The organism is Pseudoalteromonas sp. T1lg24, assembly GCF_002964745.1.
Lineage (GTDB): Bacteria > Pseudomonadota > Gammaproteobacteria > Enterobacterales > Alteromonadaceae > Pseudoalteromonas > Pseudoalteromonas spongiae.
In genome coordinates this window covers 728,877-751,512 of sequence record NZ_PQCB01000006.1, presented here as the reverse complement: position 1 = coordinate 751,512, position 22,636 = coordinate 728,877, and the positions used below count along the sequence as shown (strand labels likewise).

The following is a 22,636-nucleotide window of genomic DNA, read 5'->3' as shown; positions in this document are numbered from 1 at the left end:
TTTATTCGCTTTATTGTAAGTCGACCGTAATAAACTGCGATGTGACCACGCCACCGGAGCTTGTTATTTCAATCGTTAAGTTCGCGGTAGTTGCATCATCACCTTCAGCGAGCGTATTTTTTAGCGTAAAGCCTATAGTATCGCCGCCGAACACCTTTCTTATCTTTGCTTCTGATATTGTAATTCCTGTATTTGAATTTAACTCTGCTTGGCTGATAGGTGTTCTGGCGCCACCATTAGTATTCCCTACAGTAAAGCTTGTTTGTCCAACGAGCTCGCCAACATCGGTACTTACACTCACTGTGCTGCCTTGGGGTAAGGTTTGTAATGCAGTGTCAGCAAAGCTTAGTGAATAAGATTGGCTTTCACCACGTGCAATTGGGGTTCTAAATTGACTAACAGCATCCCGATTACTGGCAACAATCGTTTCACTAAATTGGCCGGGGTCTGTTTCCACTGTTTCATATAATGCCCATTTACTTGTGCCACTTGCCATAATTAGCACCAATGACTTACGCACATTAATTAAGCTTTTTGTTGAGCATAAATCGCCAGAACATTGTGGGCCGTTAAACATGCCGTCAGCGCTGGCAAATATTTTATTGTTATCAAAGTCGATAAAGGTTTCGCCTTGGTCGTATTGGTCGTTTTCATTGTCATCGCGCCAGGCTTCAGACATATCGATAAAACCTGAAGGTAAATATTCTGCACGACCAAACCCGCTTGATACAGCTGCATCTGTTACAGCGTTACCATCTTGATTATCAAATAGGTTATTACCATTGGTATCGAAAAAGGTTTCATGGCCAATGGCGGTAGCCAGAATGGTAGATCTGTGGTTAAACACGCGAGGGTTGCTACTTTGCCAAGTAACTGAACATGAACCATTGGTAGTTTGACAGCTTGGCTCTATTTGACCGCCTTCAGTGGTAAAGTTCACTGTAGTGCCATCGGGCACGGGGTTATTGAAACTGTCTGCTAGCCATGCAGTAATCTCACTTGTTACGCCATTTGTATTGTGACTTTCAGGGTTAAGAATTTCTGCGGATAAAGAAATACTGTTTTGATCGGCAAGACCGGTATTCACCGAGAGCAAGTCAGATTGACTGATAATCTCGACGCTTTCGTCTGCATCGTTAGTTGTTGTGGCACTTGCGGTAACGCGAACCGGTGTTGGCACAGTCCCCGAGATTACTTTGGTACTCACTTCACCTTGTGAGTTAGTAATTGCGGAAGTGGGAGATATTTCTAGACCACCAACATAGGTACTTGCTCTAAAATTAACTAGCTGTTGAGCCAGTAAATTACCCTGTTTGCCTTTCACGCGGAAAGTGATGGTTGAAATTTCTTGTTTGCCTACGCCGCCAGTACCTTTAATCACGATTGACGTCGGATCTGCTGATACAAACTCAATGGCACCGAGTGCTTCGCCAGAGAGGTTTACATCTTGCGTTAAAATAATATTTTCGCCGTTTACGGTAACGCTTGCGATTATTTGATCTTGATTACCATTAGCTCCAGCGCAATTAATATCTCTGTACGTTGAATTAGCTTCACCGTTTATTGTGAGAACTTGCTGGTCAATGCTAGCTGTGCCATTAATTACACAGCTGGAGCTAAAATTAACAGCCGTTGGCGTAGTGATTACTTGCTGGTTTTCGTCTACTAATACTAGTGATAGGCCGAGAGTACCGCCTGCCGCTAAATCTACCGAGCCATCGCTTTGGCGCGCAACGCTTAGTTTCAATTGGTTAGCAACAAAATTACCATTGCTATCAAAGTAACCGGCTTGTACAACTGGTGTATCAATATCATCGGCACTTAATACTTGATAGTTTATTTGCGAACTTACGCTATTACTTTCATCAATTTGGTACGTTGCTACGGCTGTGGCCGCACCGATAGGACTGTCGGAAGCGAGCGTTAGCTGTACACTGGCATTACCATTTGCGTCGGTTAACCAAGATGCGGCATTAAGTTCACCAATCTCAGCAGAAAAACTAATCGGTACTTGGCTAATTGGGTTGTTGAGGTTGTCGAGTAAGTTGGCTTTTAAGGTGATAACTTCGCCTTGCTTAGCATTGTTTACCGCTAAATCGCCAACTAAGCTGGTAAGTGTTACAACAGGAAGAAGCGTTGTTTGACTAGTGTCACGTAAAAACTCAAAGCTTGTGCTAGCGCTCGCATCTTGCGATGTTGCTGTGATGTCCGCTGCGCCAATATCAGAAGGGGTACTGCTGAGTAATACTTGTGCAATGCCATCAACATTGGTTAATTTACTACTTGGCGACAATGTGCCTAGCGCGGTTTCAAAACTAACACTGGTATTGCTTATGGCTTCGCTATTTTTACTTAGAAAAGCCTGTACACAAAATGTTGATCCAGCAACGAGAGAAGGTGTGGTAAGTGCTTGGCAGTTTTCATCAAGTACCGAAAGCGTCAATAGCGTTGGCGCATTTGGGTCTGGCGGTGTCACTTCATCGTTTTTACCCGATGAGCCATTACACGCTGCAAGCGCAGATGCAGTGAGTAAAATACCAAGTTGCCTTATTGTTCTCATGCTTATCCTTAACCGTTGCTGTTTGTTTTATTAGTGCGTGATTACTTGTTTTAAACACTGAAAAATTTCGCGATAAGCTTTAGCTGGCTTATTTGCTTCTTTTTCTTTTTTTGCTTGGCGTGTTAATTGACGTAATCGCTGTCTATCAAGTTCGGGATATTCTGATACTAACTCATTGATCTTATTGTCGCCAACTTCAATTAACTCATCGCGAATATGTTCAAGTTTATGAAACAACACATTGCCTTGCGCATGCTTGTTTTTCAGAATATCTACCGCTTTGGTGATCTCTTCAATATTTGCCGCTAAGCGTAAACATTTAGCAATGTAGTTTAAATGTCTGCGGTAAGCTTCTGTTTTCTCTTTAAGGCGATCTGCAAGCTCCATAGCTTCAATCAATTCATCGTTTAATGGAATTGTTTTACGTTGCTTTTTGCTTAGTCCAGCAATATCGGCACCAAGTCCATGTAACTCTTTGGCATCACGTTTAAGTTCTGCACGTGATACGTAAATAATTTCTTCCTCTGGCGTATCGAAATCAACTTTGTTCTTTTTGGCCATGGTTTCTCCACAAATTAGTAATGTCACGCATTGTTAGTCTGTTTTGGGTCAATCTACCCAAGTCTAATTGCGTAATTTCTTTATATTATACGTGAAAAATCTGTTTCGATGCTCTGCCTTATGGCGGTATTTTTGATATGCTTAAAAAAATATTTAAATTTAAACTCATTTTCCTATGCAAGCAGACTCTAACGATCCAATTTTTCAGCGCCTTAATGAAGTTAAGCAAGCGGTGAGCGAAGCGCTCGATTACGCAAAACAGTTAGGCGCAAGCTCTGCTGAAGCGGCAATGTCGAGTACCTCAGGTTTATCTGTTTCAACCCGTTTAGGCGAACTTGAAACGATTGAATATAACCAAGATGGTGCCCTTGGCATTAGTGTTTATGTAGGAAATAAAAAAGGCTCAGCGTCAACTGCAGATTTAAGCCCTGAAGCGCTAAAAACGGTTGTATCGAAAGCAGTTGAGATTGCCAAATATACTTCAGAAGATCCATGTAATGGCATCGCAGATAAAGAGCTGCTTGATTTTGCTCCGCAAGATCTTGATTTGTATCACCCATGGCAAGTAACCGCTGAACAAGGAATTGACTTGTGTAAACAAGCTGAAGCGGCGGCAATGCAGTTTGATAGTCGTATTAGTAATTCAGATGGCGCTAGTTTTTCTAGCCACAATGGCCTGCGTGTATATGGCAATAGTTATGGTCAATTAGTGGGGTTTCCGCGCAGTCGTCATAGCATTAGCTGTATGGTTATTGGCGAAGAAAATGGCATGATGCAACGCGATTCAGCGTATACCATCGCACGTAAACAAGAAGGGTTAAGTAGCGCTGAAAGTGTTGGTATTGAAGCGGCAGAAGAAACAATCGCACGTTTAAATTGTCGTCGTATTCCAACGGGTAAGTATCCAGTTGTGTTTCGCGCTGATATCGCCAGCTCGCTATTTGGTCATTTAGTTTCAGCCATTGGTGGTGGTGCACTTTATCGCAAATCGAGTTTCTTGCTCGATAGCTTAGGTAGCCAAGTGTTTAGCGATAAAGTGAATATTCAAGAGCGTCCGCATATTTTAGGTGGCTTAGCGTCTTCAGCTGTTGACAGTGAAGGGGTAAAAACCATAGATCGTGAAATCATTAAAGGTGGTGAGTTACAAACTTACTTATTAGCAAGTTATGCATCACGCAAACTTGGTATGCAGGCAACAGGTCATGCTGGTGGTATTCACAACTGGTTAGTAGAAGCTTCACATCAAGATTTAAAAAATGTGCTTAATGAAATGGGCACAGGTTTGTTAGTAACTGAAGTTATGGGGCAAGGTGTTAATATTGTTACCGGCGATTATTCACGCGGTGCAGCTGGCTTTTGGGTAGAGAATGGTGAAATTCAATACCCGGTAAGTGAAGTTACCATTGCCGGAAACCTAAAAGATATGTTCTTAAAAGTGGCGGCAATTGGCGGTGATGTTGATGTGCGCGGCAGCATTCAAACAGGCTCAATTTTGATTGAGAGTATGTCTATTGCCGGTGAGTAGTCGGCCTTAATTACGACACCTTACCAATATTGCTCCACGGTAATATTTCCAGGCTTTGCACGGCGATTTCGCGTAAAGCCTAAATCTAATAGTAATTGCGTTGTTTCTTTGACCATTTCTGGATTTCCACAAAGCATAAACTGACTGTTTTGTGGTGTTGGCGTTATTTCAACATGGCTAAACAACTCATCTGAGGTTATCGCATTAGTAATGCGACCTTGCAGCCCATCGGGCCACTTCTCTTGACTGATAACGGGCACAAACGTCAGTGGATGATTGTTACACAGATCGCAAATTTGCTGCTGATAAACCAAGTCTGTGTGTTTACGTACCCCGTGAACAAGCACAACATGTTTATATTTTTGCCAAATCGCATCATCACCTAGCATAGATAAAAAAGGCCCAATCGCCGTGCCTGTCGCTAATAGCCATAATGTGTCAGATTCTGGCACCTCATCTAACGTAAAAAAACCAGAGGCTTGCTCAGCGATTTGCAATGTATCCCCTTTTTTTAAATCCGAAAGCGGCGGTGAAAGTAATCCGTCTTCCACAGTAACCAGTAAAAACTCATGAAGGTTGTTATTTGAGGGGGTATTGACGAAAGAATATGCACGGGAGATTTTTTTATCTTCAATTGTCATTGCAAGTTTAGTAAATTGCCCTGCTTTATAACTTGGTAATGATGCAGACACGGTTAAACTAAATAGCTTGTCGTTCCACCACTTGATATGAGTAACTTGTCCATCAATCCAATTTGCCATAATTTGCTCTCAACGTTTATTTGGGGCTACTTTAACTGTGGCAGCTGCGCTGAGAATTTCAATCTAGTGGAAAGAATTTTATTGAGGAAATAGTATGTTAGGTGAAGTGGCAGCGTTAGCAGCGGCTTTTTTTTGGGCTTTAGCAAGCCTGCTGTATGGTCGCTTTAGTCATCACTTTAGTGCTTTGCAGCTTAATTTGGTTAAAGGTGTTATTGCTGCATCATTAATGTTGCTTACGCTGCCTTTACTGCCAAATGTGGAATTTTCTTTATCGCCTGAGCATATAGGGATTTTGTTATTTTCAGGTGTGATAGGTATTGCTATTGGTGATAGTGCTTATTTTGCATCATTAAAGCGCATAGGCGTAAATAAAACTCTCTTGCTTGAATCTATCGCTCCGCCACTTTCCGGTATTTTAGCGGTATTAATACTTGGTAGTTTATTAAGTTGGCAGAGTTGGTTAGGAGTGTTGGTAACGACCTTTGCGGTAGCCTTGGTGGTAATGCAGCCTGAAACCCATACCCAAAAAGTGAATGCAGCTGGCATAGGGTTTGGTTTACTAGCCAGTGTTTGCCAAGCCTCGGGCGTGGTGATTTCTCATTATGCCCTTGTCGCTGGCGATATTGAGCCGTTACTAGGAGCAGTGCTTAGACTACTTGCAGGTGTGGGCGTGCTGCTCTTAACCCTTGTACTGATTAAACGACAACAGTTGGCCCAGCTAGTTACAGGTTTTTCAAAAATGGCGCAGCGTGAGTTTGTATTACTGTTACTTGCCATTGTGGTAGGGACCTTTTTAACGCTTTGGTTGCAGCAAATTGCACTTAAATATGCGAATCCGGCTGTAGCGCAAACGTTAATTGCCACATCACCTTTATTTATTTTGTTGTTTTCAATTTTAAAAGGGCAAATCCCTTCTGGAAAAACGCTGTTTGGCACTGTGCTTGCGGTTGGCGGGATTTCGTTGTTTTTTATTTTCCGGTAATTGGTATGAAAACAAATGCTGTGAAGAAGATATATGAATAAAAAAGGTGGCATGGCCACCTTTTTCTAGCGTTAATAAATAAACCGCCGTTTATTTATTTGTAGTCTCAAGAGGCGTAAAGATCGCATTATTTTCAATCATTTGTTGCGTACGATCTTGTGGCATTTTAAGAGGCTCTCCAACAACTTGTTTAGCCGTTGTTGATGTCTTCGGTGCATAGTTTGCAGCAATTGGCGGGCAGCTGCCACGTTCGATGTGGTAAAGCGCAGCTGATAGCATGCCTTCTGAAATATCACCGAGTGGACGAGTTAAGTCATCACTTACCGTACAGCCGCGCACTTCGTTTTGGAAGTTAGGATTTTGCTTAGGGATTAGTCCATCAGAGTACTCACCAAAACCTTTATCATTTACACCGCTAAACTGAATTGTGAAATAAGTTGTGCTGCAATTATCGGTTGGAACAAAGCCATAAGGCTTACCACAAGTTTGGCCACCAATTAACACAACATCGAGATCAATACCTTTTAATCCGTTAATTAGTGCTTCACTCGCTGAACAAGTTGAATCACTCGATAACACGTATACCTTATTTAGGCCTACGGTTGGTAAATCGATGTTAGTTAAATTACCGTTTTGCCAATCAATTTTTTTATCATAGAAGCCGATAGTTTCATCGTTAGACCATTTGCCATTATACTTAAGTGTATAATAGTCTCGGTTTTGCGTATTCACATCACCGGCAATCATATAAGCCAGCTGTGAAGAAAGCGCGAGCAAACCACCGCCGTTGTATCTTAAATCAACTACCAGCTCGCTAACATTTTGGTTCCTAAACTGGGTGAACTTGTTGATTAAATCATCTTGCGCGTCGCTGATATTAAAAGTATCGAATTGAATATAGCCAACCGTTTTACCTGCATGGACAAAGGTATTGGTCGCTTTAACTGGCGAAAGATCATAACTGCCAGATGTAACTGTAATGGTTCTTTCTGCGCCAAATACATCTTTTACTGTGATGTCATGGCTTTGACCATTATTTGTCGGAAATAAACCGGCATTAAGCGTCTCAACATCATTGCCATTTAAGAAATCAGCACCATCCACTTTGATGATCTGATCGCCACGTATAAAGCCTGCTGTATCTGCAGGTGAACCTGGCTCAATAGTTGCCACATACAATGTGCGTGGAAGCGTGAAACGACCGTCTGCATCGAGGTTACGCGCTTGCCAGCGAATACCATATCCTGAAGATGCACTGCCTTGCGTGCGTTTACGGTATTCAGCGGTATCTTGCGCGAAGTGGAAATTATCTTTATCTGCACCTGAGCTAGTTTTGGCAAACGTTTTAAGTACGTCGAAATAAGCCAGTGGTGTACTGTAATCGGCAGGATCGACATCTTCCACTTCATCGAACCAGAGGTATGATTCATGGTTCCATGAACGTAACCACATTTTTTCATCTGTGAGTGTACCAGCACGATCTTTATATACTTCATTGGTATAAGGATCAGACCCTGTACGAACAACGGCACATTTATTCGCAAATATCTCTTTTGCTTTAAATTCACCGGCAACCCATGAATTATCGCCGCTACCAATATCATTATCTGAGTCTGAATCACCATTACAGGCTACTAACATCGACATTGATAACGCTAAGGTAATTCCTTTTTGCAATTTGCTGAACTTCATAAATATTTCCTTAAATAAGATCGCAATTTATCGTAACAAAATATCAGAGGGTCAAAATAACAACAACTGTTTACAGTTAAAGTTTGTAAAAGCACGATCTGTTATACGTATGCTTTATTTTCTTAAACCATAAATATTTGATCGCTTTTTGTGCAAAAAGTTTCAATGCTAGGCTAGTAAAGGCTTGATCTAAGATCTCTCTCCACATTTTTCCACTAAATTCATTAACTTTGCTCTAGCCCTTATCAACAAAGGGCTAGCGAGAAAAATATTATTGTTACAATTCTTGACAAATACCTGTGTCAAGCCCTAGACTCTAACGTTGTGGAGAAAAGTGGTAAAAAATGGATCTCAGTGGATCGGCACTAATAACAAAATGGGAACGCTTACATGTTTCGTGGCGCACATGCAATTAACCTCGACGATAAAGGGCGCTTGGCAATACCAACCAAGTTTCGTGCTTTATTGCAGGCAGATTGCGAAGGCCAGTTAGTGTGCACGATTGACTTAAAAGATCCCTGTCTTTTGTTGTATCCGCTAAGTGAATGGCAAGAAGTTGAGCAAAAACTGAGTCAGTTATCGAATATGGTTGAAGCGGAACGCCGCGTTAAACGTATTTTACTTGGTAGTGCGATGGAATGTCAGCTTGATAAAAACGGCAGAATTTTATTGTCATCTCCACTTCGAGCACATGCAGGGCTCAATAAAAAATTAATGTTAGTTGGTCAACTCAATAAGTTTGAGCTTTGGGATGAAGATACTTGGAATGAAAAACTACAACAAGATATCGCCCAGGAACAGCAAAAAGATCTGACCGTTAGCGAACGACTACAAGATTTCAATTTTTAATAATAGGCGCCCTATGTCTCAAAGCCAACAGCATATTTCCGTGTTACTCGACGAAACGATCGAGGCTTTAGATATTAAGCCAAACGGTATTTACATCGATGGTACCTTTGGTCGTGGCGGTCATTCGGGCGAAATTTTAAAACGCCTAGGTGAGCAAGGGCGACTAGTTGCGATAGATCGCGACCCAACGGCAATTGAAGCGGCGAAAAAATTTGCCGATGATGCGCGTTTTCAGATTGTGCATGATCGCTTTTCAAATATCCGTCAGGTAGCTGAAAACCTCAATTTGTTAAATCAGGTTGATGGTATTTTGCTAGATATTGGTGTTTCAAGTCCGCAGCTTGATGAAGCGGACCGTGGTTTTAGCTTTATGCATGATGGTCCACTGGATATGCGTATGGACCCGAGTTCTGGCCGCAGTGCAGCGCAGTGGTTGGCAGAAGCGGAACTAGAAGACATCACTTTTGTAATTAAGAAATATGGCGAAGAAAAATTTGGCCGCCGTATTGCGACCAAAATTATTGAAACGCGCGATGAGCATCCAATCACAACGACTAAGCAATTAGCAAAGTTAGTTGATGAAGCAGTACCGGTAAAAGATAAGCACAAGCACCCAGCAACGCGTACGTTTCAGGCAATTCGAATTTATATCAACAGTGAGCTTGAAGAAATCACCACAGCATTACAAGGCTCGCTTGATGTACTCAAGCAAGATGGCCGTTTAGCGGTAATTTCGTTCCATTCACTCGAAGATCGCATTGTTAAGCAATTTATTAAAAAGCAAAGCAAAGGCGAAGCAGTACCGCGAGGCCTTCCGCTTACTGATGAACAGTTAAAACAAAACCTAACGTTAAAAGCGATAGGTAAGGCTATTAAACCGAGCGAGCAAGAAATAGCTCGTAATAGCCGTGCGCGCAGCTCCGTACTTAGGATCGCTAAGAGGTTGTAGTGGCTAGTAAAAATAATACACGTCAGCCAAACCTGTTTATCGAGATCACTAAGGGACTTTTTAGGGAGAAAGTCACTTTGGGGCTGCTTTTTTCTATTTTTGCTTCGGCATTTGCCGTAGTGATGGTTACCGATGCATCACGCGCAGAAGTGATCAAACAAGACACGTTGTTACAACAAAAAGATGAATTAGATTTGGCGTGGGGCTACTTGGTTGTAGAAAGTGAATTCTACGCACAGCATGCCCGAGTTGAAGATATTGCCAAGAAAAAACTTGATATGAAACGACCAGAACGCAAGGATGAAAAGCTGGTGGTATTACCATGAAACGACATAGTACTAAACCAAAACAAGGCAGCTTAATCCGCTGGCGATACTTATTGGTATGTGCCACGATTTTTGCCGTATTTGCAACACTGGTTGCACGTGCCGCTTATATTCAGGTTATCGAACCTGATTTTGCCGTGTCTGAAAATGATAAACGTACGGTACGCGTAGAAAAGGTTAATGTACAGCGTGGTTTAATTTTAGATCGCCATGGTAACGAACTAGCGATTAGCGTACCGGTTGTAAGTGTTTATGGTGACCCAAAACAACTTGATAAGGCCTTAACAGCCAAGGTTTATAGTCTTGCGCGCAAGCATGCGAGAGAAAATCAACTTGATATTAAACAAGCGGTCAAAGCATTAGATAGTGATCCCGCGCGCGTCGCAAAAGAAAAAATTGAAATCTATAACAGCGATTCACGCTGGCAGGATCTCGCTGAAGTATTACGCCTGCAAAAGCCGTTAATTGATGGAAAACTAACAAGCGACAATACTCGTCGCTTTGTGTATTTAAAGCGTCAGGTGACTCCGCCGGTAGCACGCTATATTTCAGAATTGAAATTGCCAGGAATTTACTTACTCGACGAATCAAAACGCTTCTACCCAGCGGGTGAAGTCACTGCCCACATACTTGGCTTTACTAACATCGATGGTGAAGGCATCGAAGGCATAGAAAAACTCTATAATGAAGCGTTAACCGGTGAAGCGGGTAAACGTACCATTCGCAAAGACGCACAAGGTCGAGAAATTGAAATTCTTGATGAACGCGCGCGTATTGAACCTGAAAATATCCAACTGAGCATTGATCAGCGCATTCAATCACTGGCTTATCGTTCTTTAAAATCAGCGGTGCTGAGTTATAAAGCAACATCGGGTAGCGCTATGGTTGTTGATGTAACGACCGGTGAAGTTTTGGCGATGGTGAATAGCCCGTCGTTCAATCCAAATAATTTAAAAGATGCGGCGCCACATAAACGCCGTAACCGCGCAATTACCGACCTATTTGAGCCAGGCTCAACGTTAAAGCCTATTTCAGTTTTAGCTGGACTAGAATATGGCACCATCGATTTTGATACCGTGATAAAAACCAAAGGGTGGATGCGTGTTGGCGGTAGTATTGTTACTGACGGTAAGAACAATGGTCCAATGGATCTGCGTACAATATTGCAAAAATCGTCAAATGTGGGTGTATCAAAAATAGCGCAAACTATGCCTAAGCAAGACTTTATTGGTTTCTTCCAACGTTTAGGGTTTGGCGAGGAAACTGGCACAGGTATGGTTGGTGAAAGTGATGGTTTATTTACACCGCACGGCCGTTGGTCTGATTTTGAGGTGGCAACATTAGCATATGGCTACCGAATTTCAGTAAGTACTGCGCAAATGGCACGTGCTTATGCAGCTATCGGTTCTGGTGGTATTAACCGTCCGCTGACGATTTTAAAACAAGAAGGCAAAGTACACGGTGAACGTGTGTTTGAAGAGCGTAATGCTTTTGCTGTACTAGAAATGATGGAAAGCGTTTTTGAGCGAGGCGGAACTGCTACACGTGTAAAACTAGATGGTTATCGCGTTGGTGGCAAAACAGGTACTTCGAAAAAAGCTGCATTTGGCGGCTATGGTGATGAATATGTCGGTTACTTCGCAGGTATTGCGCCAGTATCTGATCCGCGTTTAGCGGTTGTTGTGATGATCAATGAACCGGGCGGTGACGTTTATTATGGTGGTGATGTTGCCGGCCCTGCGTTTTCTGAGATTATGTCGGGATCGCTGCGAATCTTAAATGTTGCACCAGATCTTGAAGCTGTCGCGCAACTAAATCAACGGCGGGACTATGTTACCTATTGATCGCGCATTGCTCGCAATAGGTGAACCTAGCTGCGGCATTAAAACACATAAACTGACTTTAGACAGCCGGGCCATAGCGCCCGGTACTGCGTTTATTGCGATTAAAGGTCATCAACTCGATGGTTCACGTTTTATCGATAACGCTTTGGCAGCTGGCGCTGCGCTAGTGCTTGTTGATAGCGAATGTCAATATCAACCAAATCTAGCGAATGTATACGTTATTGATGACTTAGCGAACAAACTGAGTCTTTTTGCGAGTGCTTTTTATGGCGTGCCGAGTACGCAATTTAAATTAGTTGGCGTTACAGGCACTAATGGTAAATCTACCGTAACGAGTATGATCGCAAATCTGGCCAGTGCACCCGAGCAAAAAACAGGTGTTATTGGTACACTTGGCTGGGGTCAAACCGAAAAGCTTACGCCACTGGCTAACACCACGCCTTCAGCCATTGACCTACAAGATTTATTTTGGCAAATGCGCGACTATGAATTAGTGGCAATGGAAGTGTCGTCTCATGGTTTAGTGCAAAAGCGAGTGGCGCATAGTGCATTTGATATTGCGGTGTTTACTAATTTAAGTCGTGATCATCTTGATTATCATGGCACTATGCTCGCGTATGGCGAGGCAAAATTATCACTACTAACCAATTTCTCAACGAGATGTAATGTCGTTAATTTTGACGATGCGCAAGTAAAGCAATGGCTGGCAGAAGGTCGTATTCCTAACCCGGTTCTATTTGGTGAAAACCTGCCAACCGATATTAGCTATCCGTTTGTCTCATTTGATAATGCAAAGTATTCAAAACAAGGCTTATGTTGTGATATTCGCTCGAGCTGGGGAAGCCACAAAGTTACTGTACCTTTGTTTGGTAAGTTTAATTTATATAACTTAACCGCAGCACTCGCGACATTACTGAATTTAACATATGACTTTAATTGGTTAATTGATAAAATTGACCAATTAGATGCGGTAGTCGGAAGAATGCAAGCTTTCAGCGCAGATAATAAACCTACCTGTATTGTCGATTATGCCCATACACCAGATGCCCTTGAACAAGCATTGATTGCATTGTCGGAACATGTTGGCAGCAATATCACGTGTGTGTTTGGCTGTGGTGGTGACAGAGACAAAGGTAAACGCCCACTTATGGCGCAAATAGCTGAAAAGTATGCAAATAAAGTAATTGTTACTAATGATAATCCGCGTACAGAGGATGAAAAAGCAATTACCGCAGACATTTTAGCTGGATTTGCAGCTGCTGAACGAGCTGTGGTTGAGCATGATCGCTATCAAGCTATCGCGCATGCGATTGCCACCACCTCTGCTGATGGCATTGTTTTAATTGCTGGCAAAGGCCACGAAGACTACCAAATAATAGGCACTAACACGCTGCACTTTAGTGATAGCTTAGTTGCACAGCAGATTTTAAAAGGGGAAAGCGCATGATTACGGCTGATCTAAACTGGATTGCAGACGTCTTAGGTGTGTCATACCGCGGCGAAAATGTAGCATTTTCAACAATTGTAACCGATTCAAGAAAATTACAAGCAGGCGAAGTGTTTTTAGCACTTAAAGGACCAAACTTTGATGGCCATAAATTCGCCCAAACAGCACAAGAGTTAGGTGCTAAAGCGCTGATTGTTGAAGTAGAACAAGATGTCGATATCCCTCAGTTTATCGTTGAAAACTCTCGTCTTGCATTAGGCAAATTAGGCGCAGCTGTGATGGCTAAAGTAAGCCCTAAAACTGTTGCGATGACGGGAAGTGTAGGTAAAACCACAGTTAAAGAAATGACCGCAGCGATTTTATCGCAGCTTGGTGAAGTACTGGCGACCGATGGCAATTTTAATAACGATATTGGTGTACCACTTACGCTGTTGCGATTAGAAGAAAAGCACCAGTATGCAGTGATTGAGCTGGGTGCAAATCACCTAGGTGAAATTGCCTATACCACTGATTTAGTAAAACCGCATGTAGCGGCGATTACCAATGTGGCGGAAGCGCATTTAGAAGGTTTTGGCGATCTATTTGGTGTAGCGCGTGCAAAAGGCGAAATTTTCTTAGGCTTACCTGAAAATGGTGTGGCAGTGGTTAATGCCGATAGTGAGTTTATTGACTATTGGTTAGCACGCCTTGAAGACAAACAGGTAACTCAGTTCTCAGCAACACAGCACAAAGATATTTGGGCTGAAAACATAATATTAGATGATTTTGGTCGTGCAAGCTTTGACCTTGTTTATAAAGGTGAAGCGGTACGAGTTGATTTGCCGATCCCAGGTTCACACAATGTCACTAACAGTTTAGTTGCTTCAGCGCTGGTACTTCCGCTGGGCGTTAGTTTAAAACAAGTCGCTTCGGGCTTAAGTAATATGCCGCAGGTAAAAGGGCGCGTGAATATTATTGAGGTCTCGCAAAAACTGACTCTTATCGATGATAGCTACAATGCTAATCCAGGCTCGGTTCGTGCAGCAATTGACCTGTTAAGCGGTATTAACGGCAAAAAAATACTGGTTTTAGGTGATATGGCTGAACTTGGTGAAGATGCACGTGTCTATCACCAAGAAGTAGGTGAATACGCCAGAGACAAAGGCATAGACCATGTATATACATTAGGTGTGCTTAGTCAATCGGCGAGTGATGTGTTTGAACAACCTGGTCGCCACTTCTCAACCCGCGAAAAACTTGTCGATGCGTTAAAGCAGGCGTTACTTAACGATGCAGCTAGCGGCAATGAACGTACAACAATTTTGATAAAGGGTTCGCGTAGTTCTCGAATGGAACTACTTGTAGACGAGCTCAATAATAAGAAAGGTGAACAGTCATGTTAATGTGGTTGGCTGAATATTTAACACAATTTTACTCAGGCTTTAACGTTTTTTCGTACTTAACGTTTCGCTCTATTCTAGGTGTGTTAACCGCACTTATGCTGTCGCTTTATTTTGGTCCAAAATTGATTCGTCGTTTGCAGCTAATGCAAATTGGCCAAACTGTACGTGATGACGGTCCAGAATCGCATTTTTCTAAATCAGGCACGCCAACAATGGGCGGCATTTTGATTTTAGGTTCTATTTTTGCCAGTACATTGTTATGGGCTGACTTAAGTAACCGTTATGTATTAGTCACATTATTTGTTATCGGCTCACTTGGTGTTGTGGGTTTTATTGATGACTACCGTAAAGTAGTACGCAAAAACACTGACGGCCTGATTGCCCGTTGGAAATACTTTTGGCAGTCGGTAATCGCCTTAACTGCCGGTGCATTTTTGTTTTACAGTGCTGCGTTACCACAAGAAACTGCGCTTGTTGTACCTTTCTTTAAAGAAGTAATGCCACAGCTTGGCTTGTTTTACATTGTAATGGCTTACTTTGTAATTGTTGGTACATCAAACGCCGTTAACTTAACCGATGGATTAGACGGTCTAGCTATTGTACCTACGATTTTAGTTGCCGGCGCATTTGCATTTATTGCGTACGTAACCAGTAACGTTAATTTTGCCAACTACCTACATATTCCTTATATCCCAGAAGCGAGTGAACTAGTTGTTCTTTGTACTGCGATTGTGGGGGCGGGTTTAGGTTTCTTATGGTTTAACACATATCCAGCGCAAGTATTTATGGGCGATGTAGGTTCGCTTGCGCTAGGTGGTGCACTTGGCATTATCGCGGTATTAGTACGACAAGAATTGGTACTCGTGATTATGGGTGGTGTTTTTGTAATGGAAGCACTATCGGTTATTTTGCAGGTGGGCTCATACAAATTACGCGGCCAACGTATATTTCGCATGGCACCCATACACCATCACTATGAATTAAAAGGTTGGCCAGAACCACGGGTAATTGTACGTTTTTGGATTATTTCGGTGGTTTTAGTTTTAGCCGGTTTAGCAACATTAAAGCTGAGATAAATGAATTATTTAGACGAACTTAAAAACAAAAAAATTATTGTGCTTGGGCTGGGTGTATCCGGTCTGAGCACAATGCGTTTTTTCGCTCGTAAAAATATTGCGTTTAGCGTTGTGGATAGCCGTGATTTGCCACCTAACGCTGATATTGCTGCACAGCTTGCAACAGATACACATTTTGGTGCCCTTAATGATACGTTGTTTAAAAACGTTGATTTAATCGTTATTAGCCCAGGTATTGCGCTTTTTAACATGTATATACAAGATGCAATAACCCGTGGTGTAGAGGTGATTGGCGATGTTGAGCTATTTGCTCGGATTAATACCAAAGCTGTGTATGCGGTAACAGGCTCTAACGGCAAGTCGTCTGTAGTTACACTAACGCGCGATGTATTAAAGCAAGCGGGTTATAAAGTGGCGCTTGCGGGCAACATTGGTACACCGGTACTGGATGTTATTGACCAAGATTACGATTGCTATGTATTGGAGCTATCGAGCTTTCAATTAGAGACAACGCATTCGTTAGTGTGTGAAGCAAGTTGCGTGCTAAATATTAGTGAAGATCATATGGATCGTTACGACAGCCTTGGTGATTATGCTTACGCTAAACAGCGCATTCATTTACATAGTAAACATGTGGTTGTTAATTTTGATGATGCATTAACTCATTGTGAGCAAACGCCAGGTGTTAGTTTTGGTGCGCAACAAGGTGATTATACGATTTCGCAGCAATACTTTAATGTACACGGCAAACAAATGTTGAGTACTGACGAGCTAAAAGTGATTGGATTACACAACCAATTAAACGCGCTCGCAGTTATGGCGCTGTTAGAAAATCTTAAACTGCCAGTTAATGTGTTTAAAACGGCGTTTAATCAGTTTTCAGGGCTTGCTCATCGCTGCCAATTAGTATGTGAAGATAACGGCGTACTTTATGTTAATGACTCCAAAGCGACGAATGTTGGTGCAACACAAGCTGCATTAACAAGCTTAGCTAAAGGTAAAAATATTATTTTATTAGCGGGCGGTGTTGGCAAAGGTGCTGATTTTTCACCATTAAAAGTTGATATTGAAACGACCGTTAAACAGCTTATAACCTTTGGTAAAGATAAAGCTCAGATAGCAGCGTTATGTGAAAACGCAATCCAGACAAATTCACTTGAAGATGCCGTAGTACAGGCGAAGGGCATCGCTGTTTCGGGTGATATCGTATTACTTGCGCCTGCGTGCGCGAGTTTTGATATGTTTAACAGCTTTGAACATCGCGGCGATGTATTTGTTGAGTTGGTTAACAAGGCGGTGCAATCATGAAGGTGCTTGAGTTTTTAAAAGCGCAATTTCATGTGCGCTCAAATACACTTTACGATATTCCACTTATTTATTGCATGGTTATTTTGGTTGGTGTTGGTTTTATTATGGTAACCAGCGCGTCGATGCCTACTGCAATTCGTATGTTTGATAACCCCTTCCATTTCACCATTCGCCACGTGGTGTATTTAGTGTTGAGTATGAGTTTGTTGATGATCTCAACCAGCTTACCGATGAGTTTTTGGAAAAAGGCCAATTTACCGCTGTTGCTGGCAGGTGTACCTATGTTAATCGCGGTACTGGTTATCGGTCGTGAAGTAAACGGTTCAACGCGCTGGATTGGTTTAGGGCCGATTAATATTCAAGTATCTGAAGTTGCTAAGTTATTTTTCTTTTGTTATCTCGCTGGTTACTTGGTTCGCAAAAAATCTGAAGTGCAAGAAAACTTAAAAGGCTTTATTAAACCACTAGCTGTATTTACGGTTTATGCATTTTTGATTTTGATGCAACCCGATTTAGGTACGGTAGTAGTAATGTTTGTTACAACTGTGGGTTTGCTGTTCTTAGCGGGCGCACGTTTGTGGCAATTCTTTGCTTTGATGATGGCAGGTGTTGGCCTAGTGGTATTGCTGATCGCTAGTTCACCTTATCGGCGTGCACGTATTACTGGCTTTATGGATCCTTGGGATGACCCGTTTGGTAAGGGTTATCAATTGGTTCAGTCTTTAATGGCATACAGCCGTGGTGATTGGTTTGGTCAAGGGTTAGGTAATAGTGTGCAAAAATTACAATATCTGCCTGAAGCGCACACCGACTTTATTTTTGCGATTTTAGCCGAAGAGACCGGGTTTATCGGCGTATTTAGCGTTTTAACTGTGTTATTTGTGCTGATTTTTAGAGCGCTGAATATTGGCTTTAATGCCCTTAAAGCTGGTAAAGACTATGAAGGTTATTTGGCGCTAGGTATCGCAATTTGGTTTGCTTTTCAAAGTATGGTTAACGTTGGGGCAAGCGCGGGTATTTTACCTACCAAAGGCCTGACTTTGCCGTTCGTATCGTATGGTGGTTCAAGTTTATTGGTAATGACGGTTGCAGCCGGCATTTTATTGCGTGTTGATTTTGAGGTGAAAATGGCGACGAAACAAGCCACTGTAAGAGGGCGAAAATCATGAGTAAGAAAATAATGATTGTCGCTGGTGGCACAGGGGGGCATATTTTCCCCGGGATCGCCGTAGCAAATTATCTGCAAGAGCAAGGTTGGCAAGTAGTGTGGTTAGGCACCTCTGACCGGATGGAAGCGGATGTTGTACCTCGTCACGGCATTGATATTCGCTACATTGATGTTAAAGGAGTGCGCGGTAATGGCATTATGCGTTTGCTAAAAGCGCCCTTTATGGTGGCTAAAGCGATATTGCAAGCACGTAAAGTGATGAAACAAGAAAAGCCAAATGTATTACTTGGCATGGGTGGTTATGTTACAGGGCCTGCTGGTGTAGCAGCAAAGTTACTAGGCATTCCGGTACTAATTCATGAGCAAAATGCGGTTGCAGGGCTTAGTAACAAGTTGCTTGCCAAAATTGCAAATCAAGTGATGGCGGCGTTTCCTTCGGCATTTGATAGTGCAAAATGCAAAATCATTGGTAATCCCGTTCGCAGCAGTGTTGTAACAGCTCAAGTAGAGAAAGACAGCGAATGCTGCAATATTTTGGTGGTTGGCGGCTCGTTAGGCGCAAAAGTATTTAATGATCAATTACCCGATGTGTTTAAAACGCTGGCACAAGAAAGTAAATTGGCTATTTTCCATCAAACTGGTAAAGGTCACTTGGCGGAAGTAACCAAACGTTATGAAAAAATGGCGCTTAACGCACAGGTGAACGAATTTATTCATGATATGGATAAAGCTTATGCGTGGGCTGATATTGTTGTATGTCGCGCAGGCGCGTTAACGGTAAGCGAAGTTGCTGCCGCGGGGAAAATGGCTGTATTTGTGCCATTTCCACATGCCGTCGATGATCACCAAACTGCAAACGCCAATTACCTTGTAGCGCAACAAGCAGCGTTACTCATTCAGCAAAAAGATATGACGCAAGACGACCTAGTTGCCTTGTTAAAACCCTATGTTCAAGATAAGTCACGGGTATTAAAAATGGCTGAAAAAGCAAAAGCGGCAGCCAAATTAGATGCAACACGCGATGTTGCAAATTTATGTATCGAATTTAGTAAGTAAGAGTAGAACATTGAAAAAAGATAATTTACCTGCAATGAGACGAATCAACACTATCCACTTTATTGGTATTGGTGGTGCAGGTATGGGCGGAATTGCAGAAGTACTATTACATTTAGGCTATCAAATTACCGGCTCAGATATAAACAAAGGCGCAATGACAGAGCGTTTGAGTAAAGCGGGCGCGAACGTTTTTATCGGGCATCGAGAAGAAAATGTTGAGCAAGCAGACGTAGTAGTTGTTTCAAGTGCTATTGACGAAAGTAACCCTGAAATCATTTGCGCGAAAGAAAAACACATTCCAATTGTACGCCGTGCGGAAATGCTGGCTGAGTTAATGCGCTTTAGGCAGGGTATTGCAGTTGCTGGTACGCATGGTAAAACCACAACAACGAGTTTAGTAGCAAGTATTTTTGCCAAAGCTGAACTTGATCCCACCTTTGTGATTGGTGGCTTATTAAATAGTGCGGGTACCAATGCGAAGTTAGGTAGTGGTCAATATCTCATTGCTGAAGCAGATGAAAGTGACGCAAGCTTCTTACACTTAAACCCAATGATCAGCATTATTACAAATATTGAAGCGGATCATATGGATACGTATCAAGGTGACTTTGAAAATATGAAAGACACCTATATTGAATTTATCCATAACCTTCCTTTTTACGGGTTAGCCGTAGCTTGTATAGATGACTCAGTAGTTCGCGAGTTATTGCCGCGCTTTAGCCGTAAATATGTGTCTTATGGTGAATCGCAAGACGCAGATTACCGTCTCATTAATTTCTCACAATCAGCTAGCTGCAGTGCCTTTGAAGTTGTGTTGCCAAATGGTGAAATACTGGCGATTACCCTGAATTTACCGGGCAAGCACAATGCCTTAAATGCAACAGCGGCAATTGCGGTGGCGTTTGAAGAAGGCGTAAGTGAAAGCGCAATAAAAGCAGCACTAAAAGAATTTGAAGGTATTGGTCGTCGTTTTCAACATTATGGCGAGTTCAATAACGAAGTGGGCAACGTGATGTTGGTTGATGATTATGGTCATCACCCATCTGAAGTCGCCGCAACAATTAAAGCGGCAAAGCAAGGTTGGCCTGATAAGCGTTTAGTAATGGCGTATCAACCTCACCGCTTTACGCGCACGCGTGACCTTTACGAAGAATTTGTAGATGTGTTAAGTCAGGTAGACGAATTATTGTTGTTGGAAGTGTACGCTGCAGGTGAAGAACCTATCGTTGGCGCAGACAGCAAGAGTTTATGTCGTAGCTTAAGACAACGTGGTAAAGAGCCGAGATATATCGCCACGCCGAATGAGCTATTCACAGCATTGGCTGACGCGGTAAAAGATAATGACTTAGTGTTAACGCAAGGTGCGGGCAATATAGGTCAATTGGTAAAACAAATTGCTGAAACAGAAATGAATGTAACTAAGCTAAAGCAGGTAGCACAATGAGCCAAAAGCAGTATGGTAAAGTCGCCGTTTTATTAGGTGGTAATTCGGCTGAGCGTGAGGTGTCACTCAATTCAGGAAGTGCCATATTAAACGCCCTGATTACCAATGGTGTTGATGCGATTGCATTTGATCCAAAAGAACGAGAGCTTGCTGAGCTTAAAACATTAGGAATCGATCGCGTGTTTATCGCGTTGCATGGCCGCGGTGGTGAAGACGGTACAATTCAAGGTGCACTTGAATTTATGGGCTTGCCTTATACCGGCAGCGGCGTGTTAGGCAGTGCGTTAGCTATGGATAAAGTACGTTGTAAGCAATTATTTGTTGCTAGTAACTTGCCCACCGCTAAATTTACCACGGTTAAAAAAGGTGAAAGCTTTAGTATTGAATCGATTATTAACGAATTTGGCGCGGTAATGGTTAAGCCTAGCCACGAAGGTTCGAGTATCGGTATGGCTAAAGCAAGCACGAGTGAAGAACTAAAAAGTGCGCTTGAAAATGCCTTTAAATTTGATGATGAAGTATTGCTTGAGCAGTGGATCACAGGCACCGAATATACCGTTAGCATGCTTAATAACCAGCCGCTATCGGTGATTGAAATGAAAACACCACGTGGTTTTTATGACTACGAGGCGAAATATAAGTCATCTACTACGAGTTATCATTGCCCAGCTGATTTATCAAACGCCGATACTGCGTATTTACAAATGATCGCAACACAGGCATTTGCGCTTGTTGGTGCTAAAGATTGGGGCCGAGTGGACGCGATGCGTGACCAAAGCGGTGAATTCTATTTGTTAGAAGTGAATACTGTGCCGGGCATGACAGAAAAGTCATTGGTACCTATGGCTGCAAAAGACTCAGGTAGAGATTTTGCTCAGTTAGTTTTAGAAATTTTAGATTCGACACTGTAAATGAAAGAAACACTACTTACATTAGCAAATTTAACAAAGCGATTAGTTGCTGCAACTAATTGGTCTTTGCTAATGGGAGTAAGCTTTTTTGTTTTGACCTTGTTTATTACGTGGCAAGGGGTGAATGCCTTAACCGATTACTTAGCAACGGAACAAAATAGTAAGTTGAGCAAAGTATTGGTACATGGCGACCCTGTTTATACAAGTGAGCAAGCAATTGTTGATAAGATTAAGTTATTAAAAGTTAAAACGTTTTTTGATGTAGATGTAAACCAAGTGCAAGAGAAGTTATTGGAACTGCCTTGGGTAGCAAGTGTATCGGTACGTAAACAGTGGCCAGACACACTACGTGTCTATGTTACTGAGCATCAGGCTGTTGCAATTTGGAATCAAGATTTATTGCTAAATACCCATGGCGACATCTTTCAGGCACCGGCAGAGCAGTTTTTTAACAAGTTACCTATGTTGTATGGGCCTGAAGGCAGTGAAAATGAAGCGTGGAAAACCTTTAAAACATTTAAAGAATTATTAGCGCTACATGAAATCGGGTTAAGTAGCCTTGCGCTGTCAGAGCGTTTTTCATGGAAATTATGGCTAAATAGTGGTGTTAAATTAAACCTAGGACGCAAAGATATTGCGCTTAGAGTGCAGCGGTTTATCGATTTATATCCAGAGATAAAAAACTCGTCGGATAAAGAGGTAGAGTCGATAGATTTAAGGTATGATACGGGATTAGCTGTGAGCTGGCTTCAGCCAGTGCAAGAGCAAACTAAAAATAATAAGGTATAACTAGGG

At 42.2% G+C, this 22,636-nt stretch carries 19 protein-coding genes; 15 read left to right on the top strand and 4 right to left on the bottom strand.

What is annotated here, in order from left to right:
- Positions 1–10: 10 nt before the first annotated feature.
- Together C2M30_RS06495 and yjgA are read right to left on the bottom strand one after the other, a co-directional pair.
- Entirely contained in the window at positions 11–2,560 is a 2,550-nt protein-coding gene (locus tag C2M30_RS06495; protein ID WP_105171077.1) for an Ig-like domain-containing protein, read from the bottom strand.
- Between the two features lie 30 nt (positions 2,561–2,590).
- A complete protein-coding gene (gene yjgA, locus C2M30_RS06490) occupies positions 2,591–3,121 on the bottom strand; it encodes a ribosome biogenesis factor YjgA (protein WP_010561182.1) in 531 nt (176 codons plus the stop codon).
- A 175-nt stretch (positions 3,122–3,296) separates the two neighbouring features.
- Between yjgA and pmbA the strand changes: the two genes are divergently transcribed.
- Positions 3,297–4,646 (top strand): metalloprotease PmbA, encoded by a 1,350-nt coding sequence (gene pmbA, locus C2M30_RS06485; RefSeq protein ID WP_010561181.1) that lies wholly within the window; start codon positions 3,297–3,299, stop codon positions 4,644–4,646.
- A 20-nt stretch (positions 4,647–4,666) separates the two neighbouring features.
- On the opposite strand, the gene C2M30_RS06480 is transcribed toward pmbA, so the two are convergent.
- Positions 4,667–5,407 (bottom strand): ferredoxin--NADP reductase, encoded by a 741-nt coding sequence (locus C2M30_RS06480; protein ID WP_105171076.1) that lies wholly within the window; start codon positions 5,405–5,407, stop codon positions 4,667–4,669.
- 94 nt (positions 5,408–5,501) lie between these two features.
- Here C2M30_RS06480 and C2M30_RS06475 point away from each other — a divergent pair, with 94 nt between their 5' ends.
- On the top strand, positions 5,502–6,389 hold the full coding sequence (locus tag C2M30_RS06475) for a DMT family transporter (RefSeq protein WP_105171075.1): 888 nt from the start codon (positions 5,502–5,504) through the stop codon (positions 6,387–6,389).
- Between the two features lie 90 nt (positions 6,390–6,479).
- Here the strand turns inward: C2M30_RS06475 and C2M30_RS06470 are convergent, their stop codons facing one another.
- A complete protein-coding gene (locus tag C2M30_RS06470) occupies positions 6,480–8,081 on the bottom strand; it encodes a S41 family peptidase (RefSeq protein WP_105171074.1) in 1,602 nt (533 codons plus the stop codon).
- A gap of 390 nt (positions 8,082–8,471) precedes the next feature.
- On the opposite strand from C2M30_RS06470, the gene mraZ reads away from it, so the two are divergent.
- The 13 genes from mraZ to C2M30_RS06405 are packed head-to-tail and all read left to right on the top strand — an operon-like array spanning position 8,472 to position 22,630.
- The gene (gene mraZ, locus C2M30_RS06465) at positions 8,472–8,930 is read left to right on the top strand and encodes a division/cell wall cluster transcriptional repressor MraZ (protein ID WP_010561177.1); all 459 of its coding nucleotides are present in this window, start codon (positions 8,472–8,474) and stop codon (positions 8,928–8,930) included.
- Positions 8,931–8,943: 13 nt separating this feature from the next.
- The gene (rsmH, locus tag C2M30_RS06460) at positions 8,944–9,879 is read left to right on the top strand and encodes a 16S rRNA (cytosine(1402)-N(4))-methyltransferase RsmH (protein ID WP_054978926.1); all 936 of its coding nucleotides are present in this window, start codon (positions 8,944–8,946) and stop codon (positions 9,877–9,879) included.
- Positions 9,879–10,205, top strand: coding sequence for a cell division protein FtsL (ftsL, locus tag C2M30_RS06455; RefSeq protein WP_040641515.1), 327 nt, complete (start codon positions 9,879–9,881; stop codon positions 10,203–10,205). The genes rsmH and ftsL overlap by 1 nt, the downstream gene beginning before the upstream one ends.
- On the top strand, positions 10,202–12,049 hold the full coding sequence (locus C2M30_RS06450; RefSeq protein WP_105171073.1) for a peptidoglycan D,D-transpeptidase FtsI family protein: 1,848 nt from the start codon (positions 10,202–10,204) through the stop codon (positions 12,047–12,049). The genes ftsL and C2M30_RS06450 overlap by 4 nt, the downstream gene beginning before the upstream one ends.
- The gene (locus tag C2M30_RS06445) at positions 12,036–13,496 is read left to right on the top strand and encodes a UDP-N-acetylmuramoyl-L-alanyl-D-glutamate--2,6-diaminopimelate ligase (RefSeq protein WP_105171072.1); all 1,461 of its coding nucleotides are present in this window, start codon (positions 12,036–12,038) and stop codon (positions 13,494–13,496) included. The genes C2M30_RS06450 and C2M30_RS06445 overlap by 14 nt, the downstream gene beginning before the upstream one ends.
- Entirely contained in the window at positions 13,493–14,878 is a 1,386-nt protein-coding gene (locus C2M30_RS06440) for a UDP-N-acetylmuramoyl-tripeptide--D-alanyl-D-alanine ligase (protein ID WP_100912533.1), read from the top strand. Before C2M30_RS06445 ends, C2M30_RS06440 begins: the two co-directional genes overlap by 4 nt.
- Positions 14,872–15,954: a phospho-N-acetylmuramoyl-pentapeptide-transferase gene (gene mraY / locus C2M30_RS06435; protein ID WP_105171071.1), complete on the top strand. Its 1,083-nt coding sequence runs from the start codon at positions 14,872–14,874 to the stop codon at positions 15,952–15,954. The genes C2M30_RS06440 and mraY overlap by 7 nt, the downstream gene beginning before the upstream one ends.
- Entirely contained in the window at positions 15,955–17,262 is a 1,308-nt protein-coding gene (murD, locus tag C2M30_RS06430) for a UDP-N-acetylmuramoyl-L-alanine--D-glutamate ligase (RefSeq protein WP_105171070.1), read from the top strand.
- Positions 17,259–18,431, top strand: a complete 1,173-nt coding sequence (ftsW, locus tag C2M30_RS06425) for a cell division protein FtsW (protein ID WP_105171069.1) — start codon at positions 17,259–17,261, stop codon at positions 18,429–18,431. Before murD ends, ftsW begins: the two co-directional genes overlap by 4 nt.
- Complete coding sequence (gene murG / locus C2M30_RS06420) at positions 18,428–19,486, top strand: undecaprenyldiphospho-muramoylpentapeptide beta-N-acetylglucosaminyltransferase (protein ID WP_105171068.1); 1,059 nt, start codon at positions 18,428–18,430, stop codon at positions 19,484–19,486. The genes ftsW and murG overlap by 4 nt, the downstream gene beginning before the upstream one ends.
- 34 nt (positions 19,487–19,520) lie before the next feature.
- A complete protein-coding gene (gene murC / locus C2M30_RS06415; RefSeq protein WP_234004699.1) occupies positions 19,521–20,930 on the top strand; it encodes a UDP-N-acetylmuramate--L-alanine ligase in 1,410 nt (469 codons plus the stop codon).
- Positions 20,927–21,841, top strand: a complete 915-nt coding sequence (locus C2M30_RS06410; RefSeq protein ID WP_105171067.1) for a D-alanine--D-alanine ligase — start codon at positions 20,927–20,929, stop codon at positions 21,839–21,841. Before murC ends, C2M30_RS06410 begins: the two co-directional genes overlap by 4 nt.
- Positions 21,842–22,630, top strand: coding sequence for a cell division protein FtsQ/DivIB (locus tag C2M30_RS06405; protein ID WP_105171066.1), 789 nt, complete (start codon positions 21,842–21,844; stop codon positions 22,628–22,630).
- Positions 22,631–22,636: the final 6 nt, after the last annotated feature.

Bases quoted from the DNA above. Each gene is read 5' to 3' on its own strand.
- C2M30_RS06470 (WP_105171074.1), bottom strand. From the start codon at position 8,081: ATGAAGTTCAGCAAATTGCAAAAAGGAATTACCTTAGCGTTATCAATG.
- mraZ (WP_010561177.1), top strand. From the start codon at position 8,472: ATGTTTCGTGGCGCACATGCAATTAACCTCGACGATAAAGGGCGCTTG.
- pmbA (WP_010561181.1), top strand. From the start codon at position 3,297: ATGCAAGCAGACTCTAACGATCCAATTTTTCAGCGCCTTAATGAAGTT.
- C2M30_RS06450 (WP_105171073.1), top strand. From the start codon at position 10,202: ATGAAACGACATAGTACTAAACCAAAACAAGGCAGCTTAATCCGCTGG.
- C2M30_RS06445 (WP_105171072.1), top strand. From the start codon at position 12,036: ATGTTACCTATTGATCGCGCATTGCTCGCAATAGGTGAACCTAGCTGC.
- rsmH (WP_054978926.1), top strand. From the start codon at position 8,944: ATGTCTCAAAGCCAACAGCATATTTCCGTGTTACTCGACGAAACGATC.
- yjgA (WP_010561182.1), bottom strand. From the start codon at position 3,121: ATGGCCAAAAAGAACAAAGTTGATTTCGATACGCCAGAGGAAGAAATT.
- C2M30_RS06495 (WP_105171077.1), bottom strand. From the start codon at position 2,560: ATGAGAACAATAAGGCAACTTGGTATTTTACTCACTGCATCTGCGCTT.
- C2M30_RS06440 (WP_100912533.1), top strand. From the start codon at position 13,493: ATGATTACGGCTGATCTAAACTGGATTGCAGACGTCTTAGGTGTGTCA.
- mraY (WP_105171071.1), top strand. From the start codon at position 14,872: ATGTTAATGTGGTTGGCTGAATATTTAACACAATTTTACTCAGGCTTT.
- murD (WP_105171070.1), top strand. From the start codon at position 15,955: ATGAATTATTTAGACGAACTTAAAAACAAAAAAATTATTGTGCTTGGG.
- murG (WP_105171068.1), top strand. From the start codon at position 18,428: ATGAGTAAGAAAATAATGATTGTCGCTGGTGGCACAGGGGGGCATATT.
- ftsW (WP_105171069.1), top strand. From the start codon at position 17,259: ATGAAGGTGCTTGAGTTTTTAAAAGCGCAATTTCATGTGCGCTCAAAT.
- C2M30_RS06410 (WP_105171067.1), top strand. From the start codon at position 20,927: ATGAGCCAAAAGCAGTATGGTAAAGTCGCCGTTTTATTAGGTGGTAAT.
- C2M30_RS06405 (WP_105171066.1), top strand. From the start codon at position 21,842: ATGAAAGAAACACTACTTACATTAGCAAATTTAACAAAGCGATTAGTT.
- murC (WP_234004699.1), top strand. From the start codon at position 19,521: ATGAGACGAATCAACACTATCCACTTTATTGGTATTGGTGGTGCAGGT.
- C2M30_RS06480 (WP_105171076.1), bottom strand. From the start codon at position 5,407: ATGGCAAATTGGATTGATGGACAAGTTACTCATATCAAGTGGTGGAAC.
- C2M30_RS06475 (WP_105171075.1), top strand. From the start codon at position 5,502: ATGTTAGGTGAAGTGGCAGCGTTAGCAGCGGCTTTTTTTTGGGCTTTA.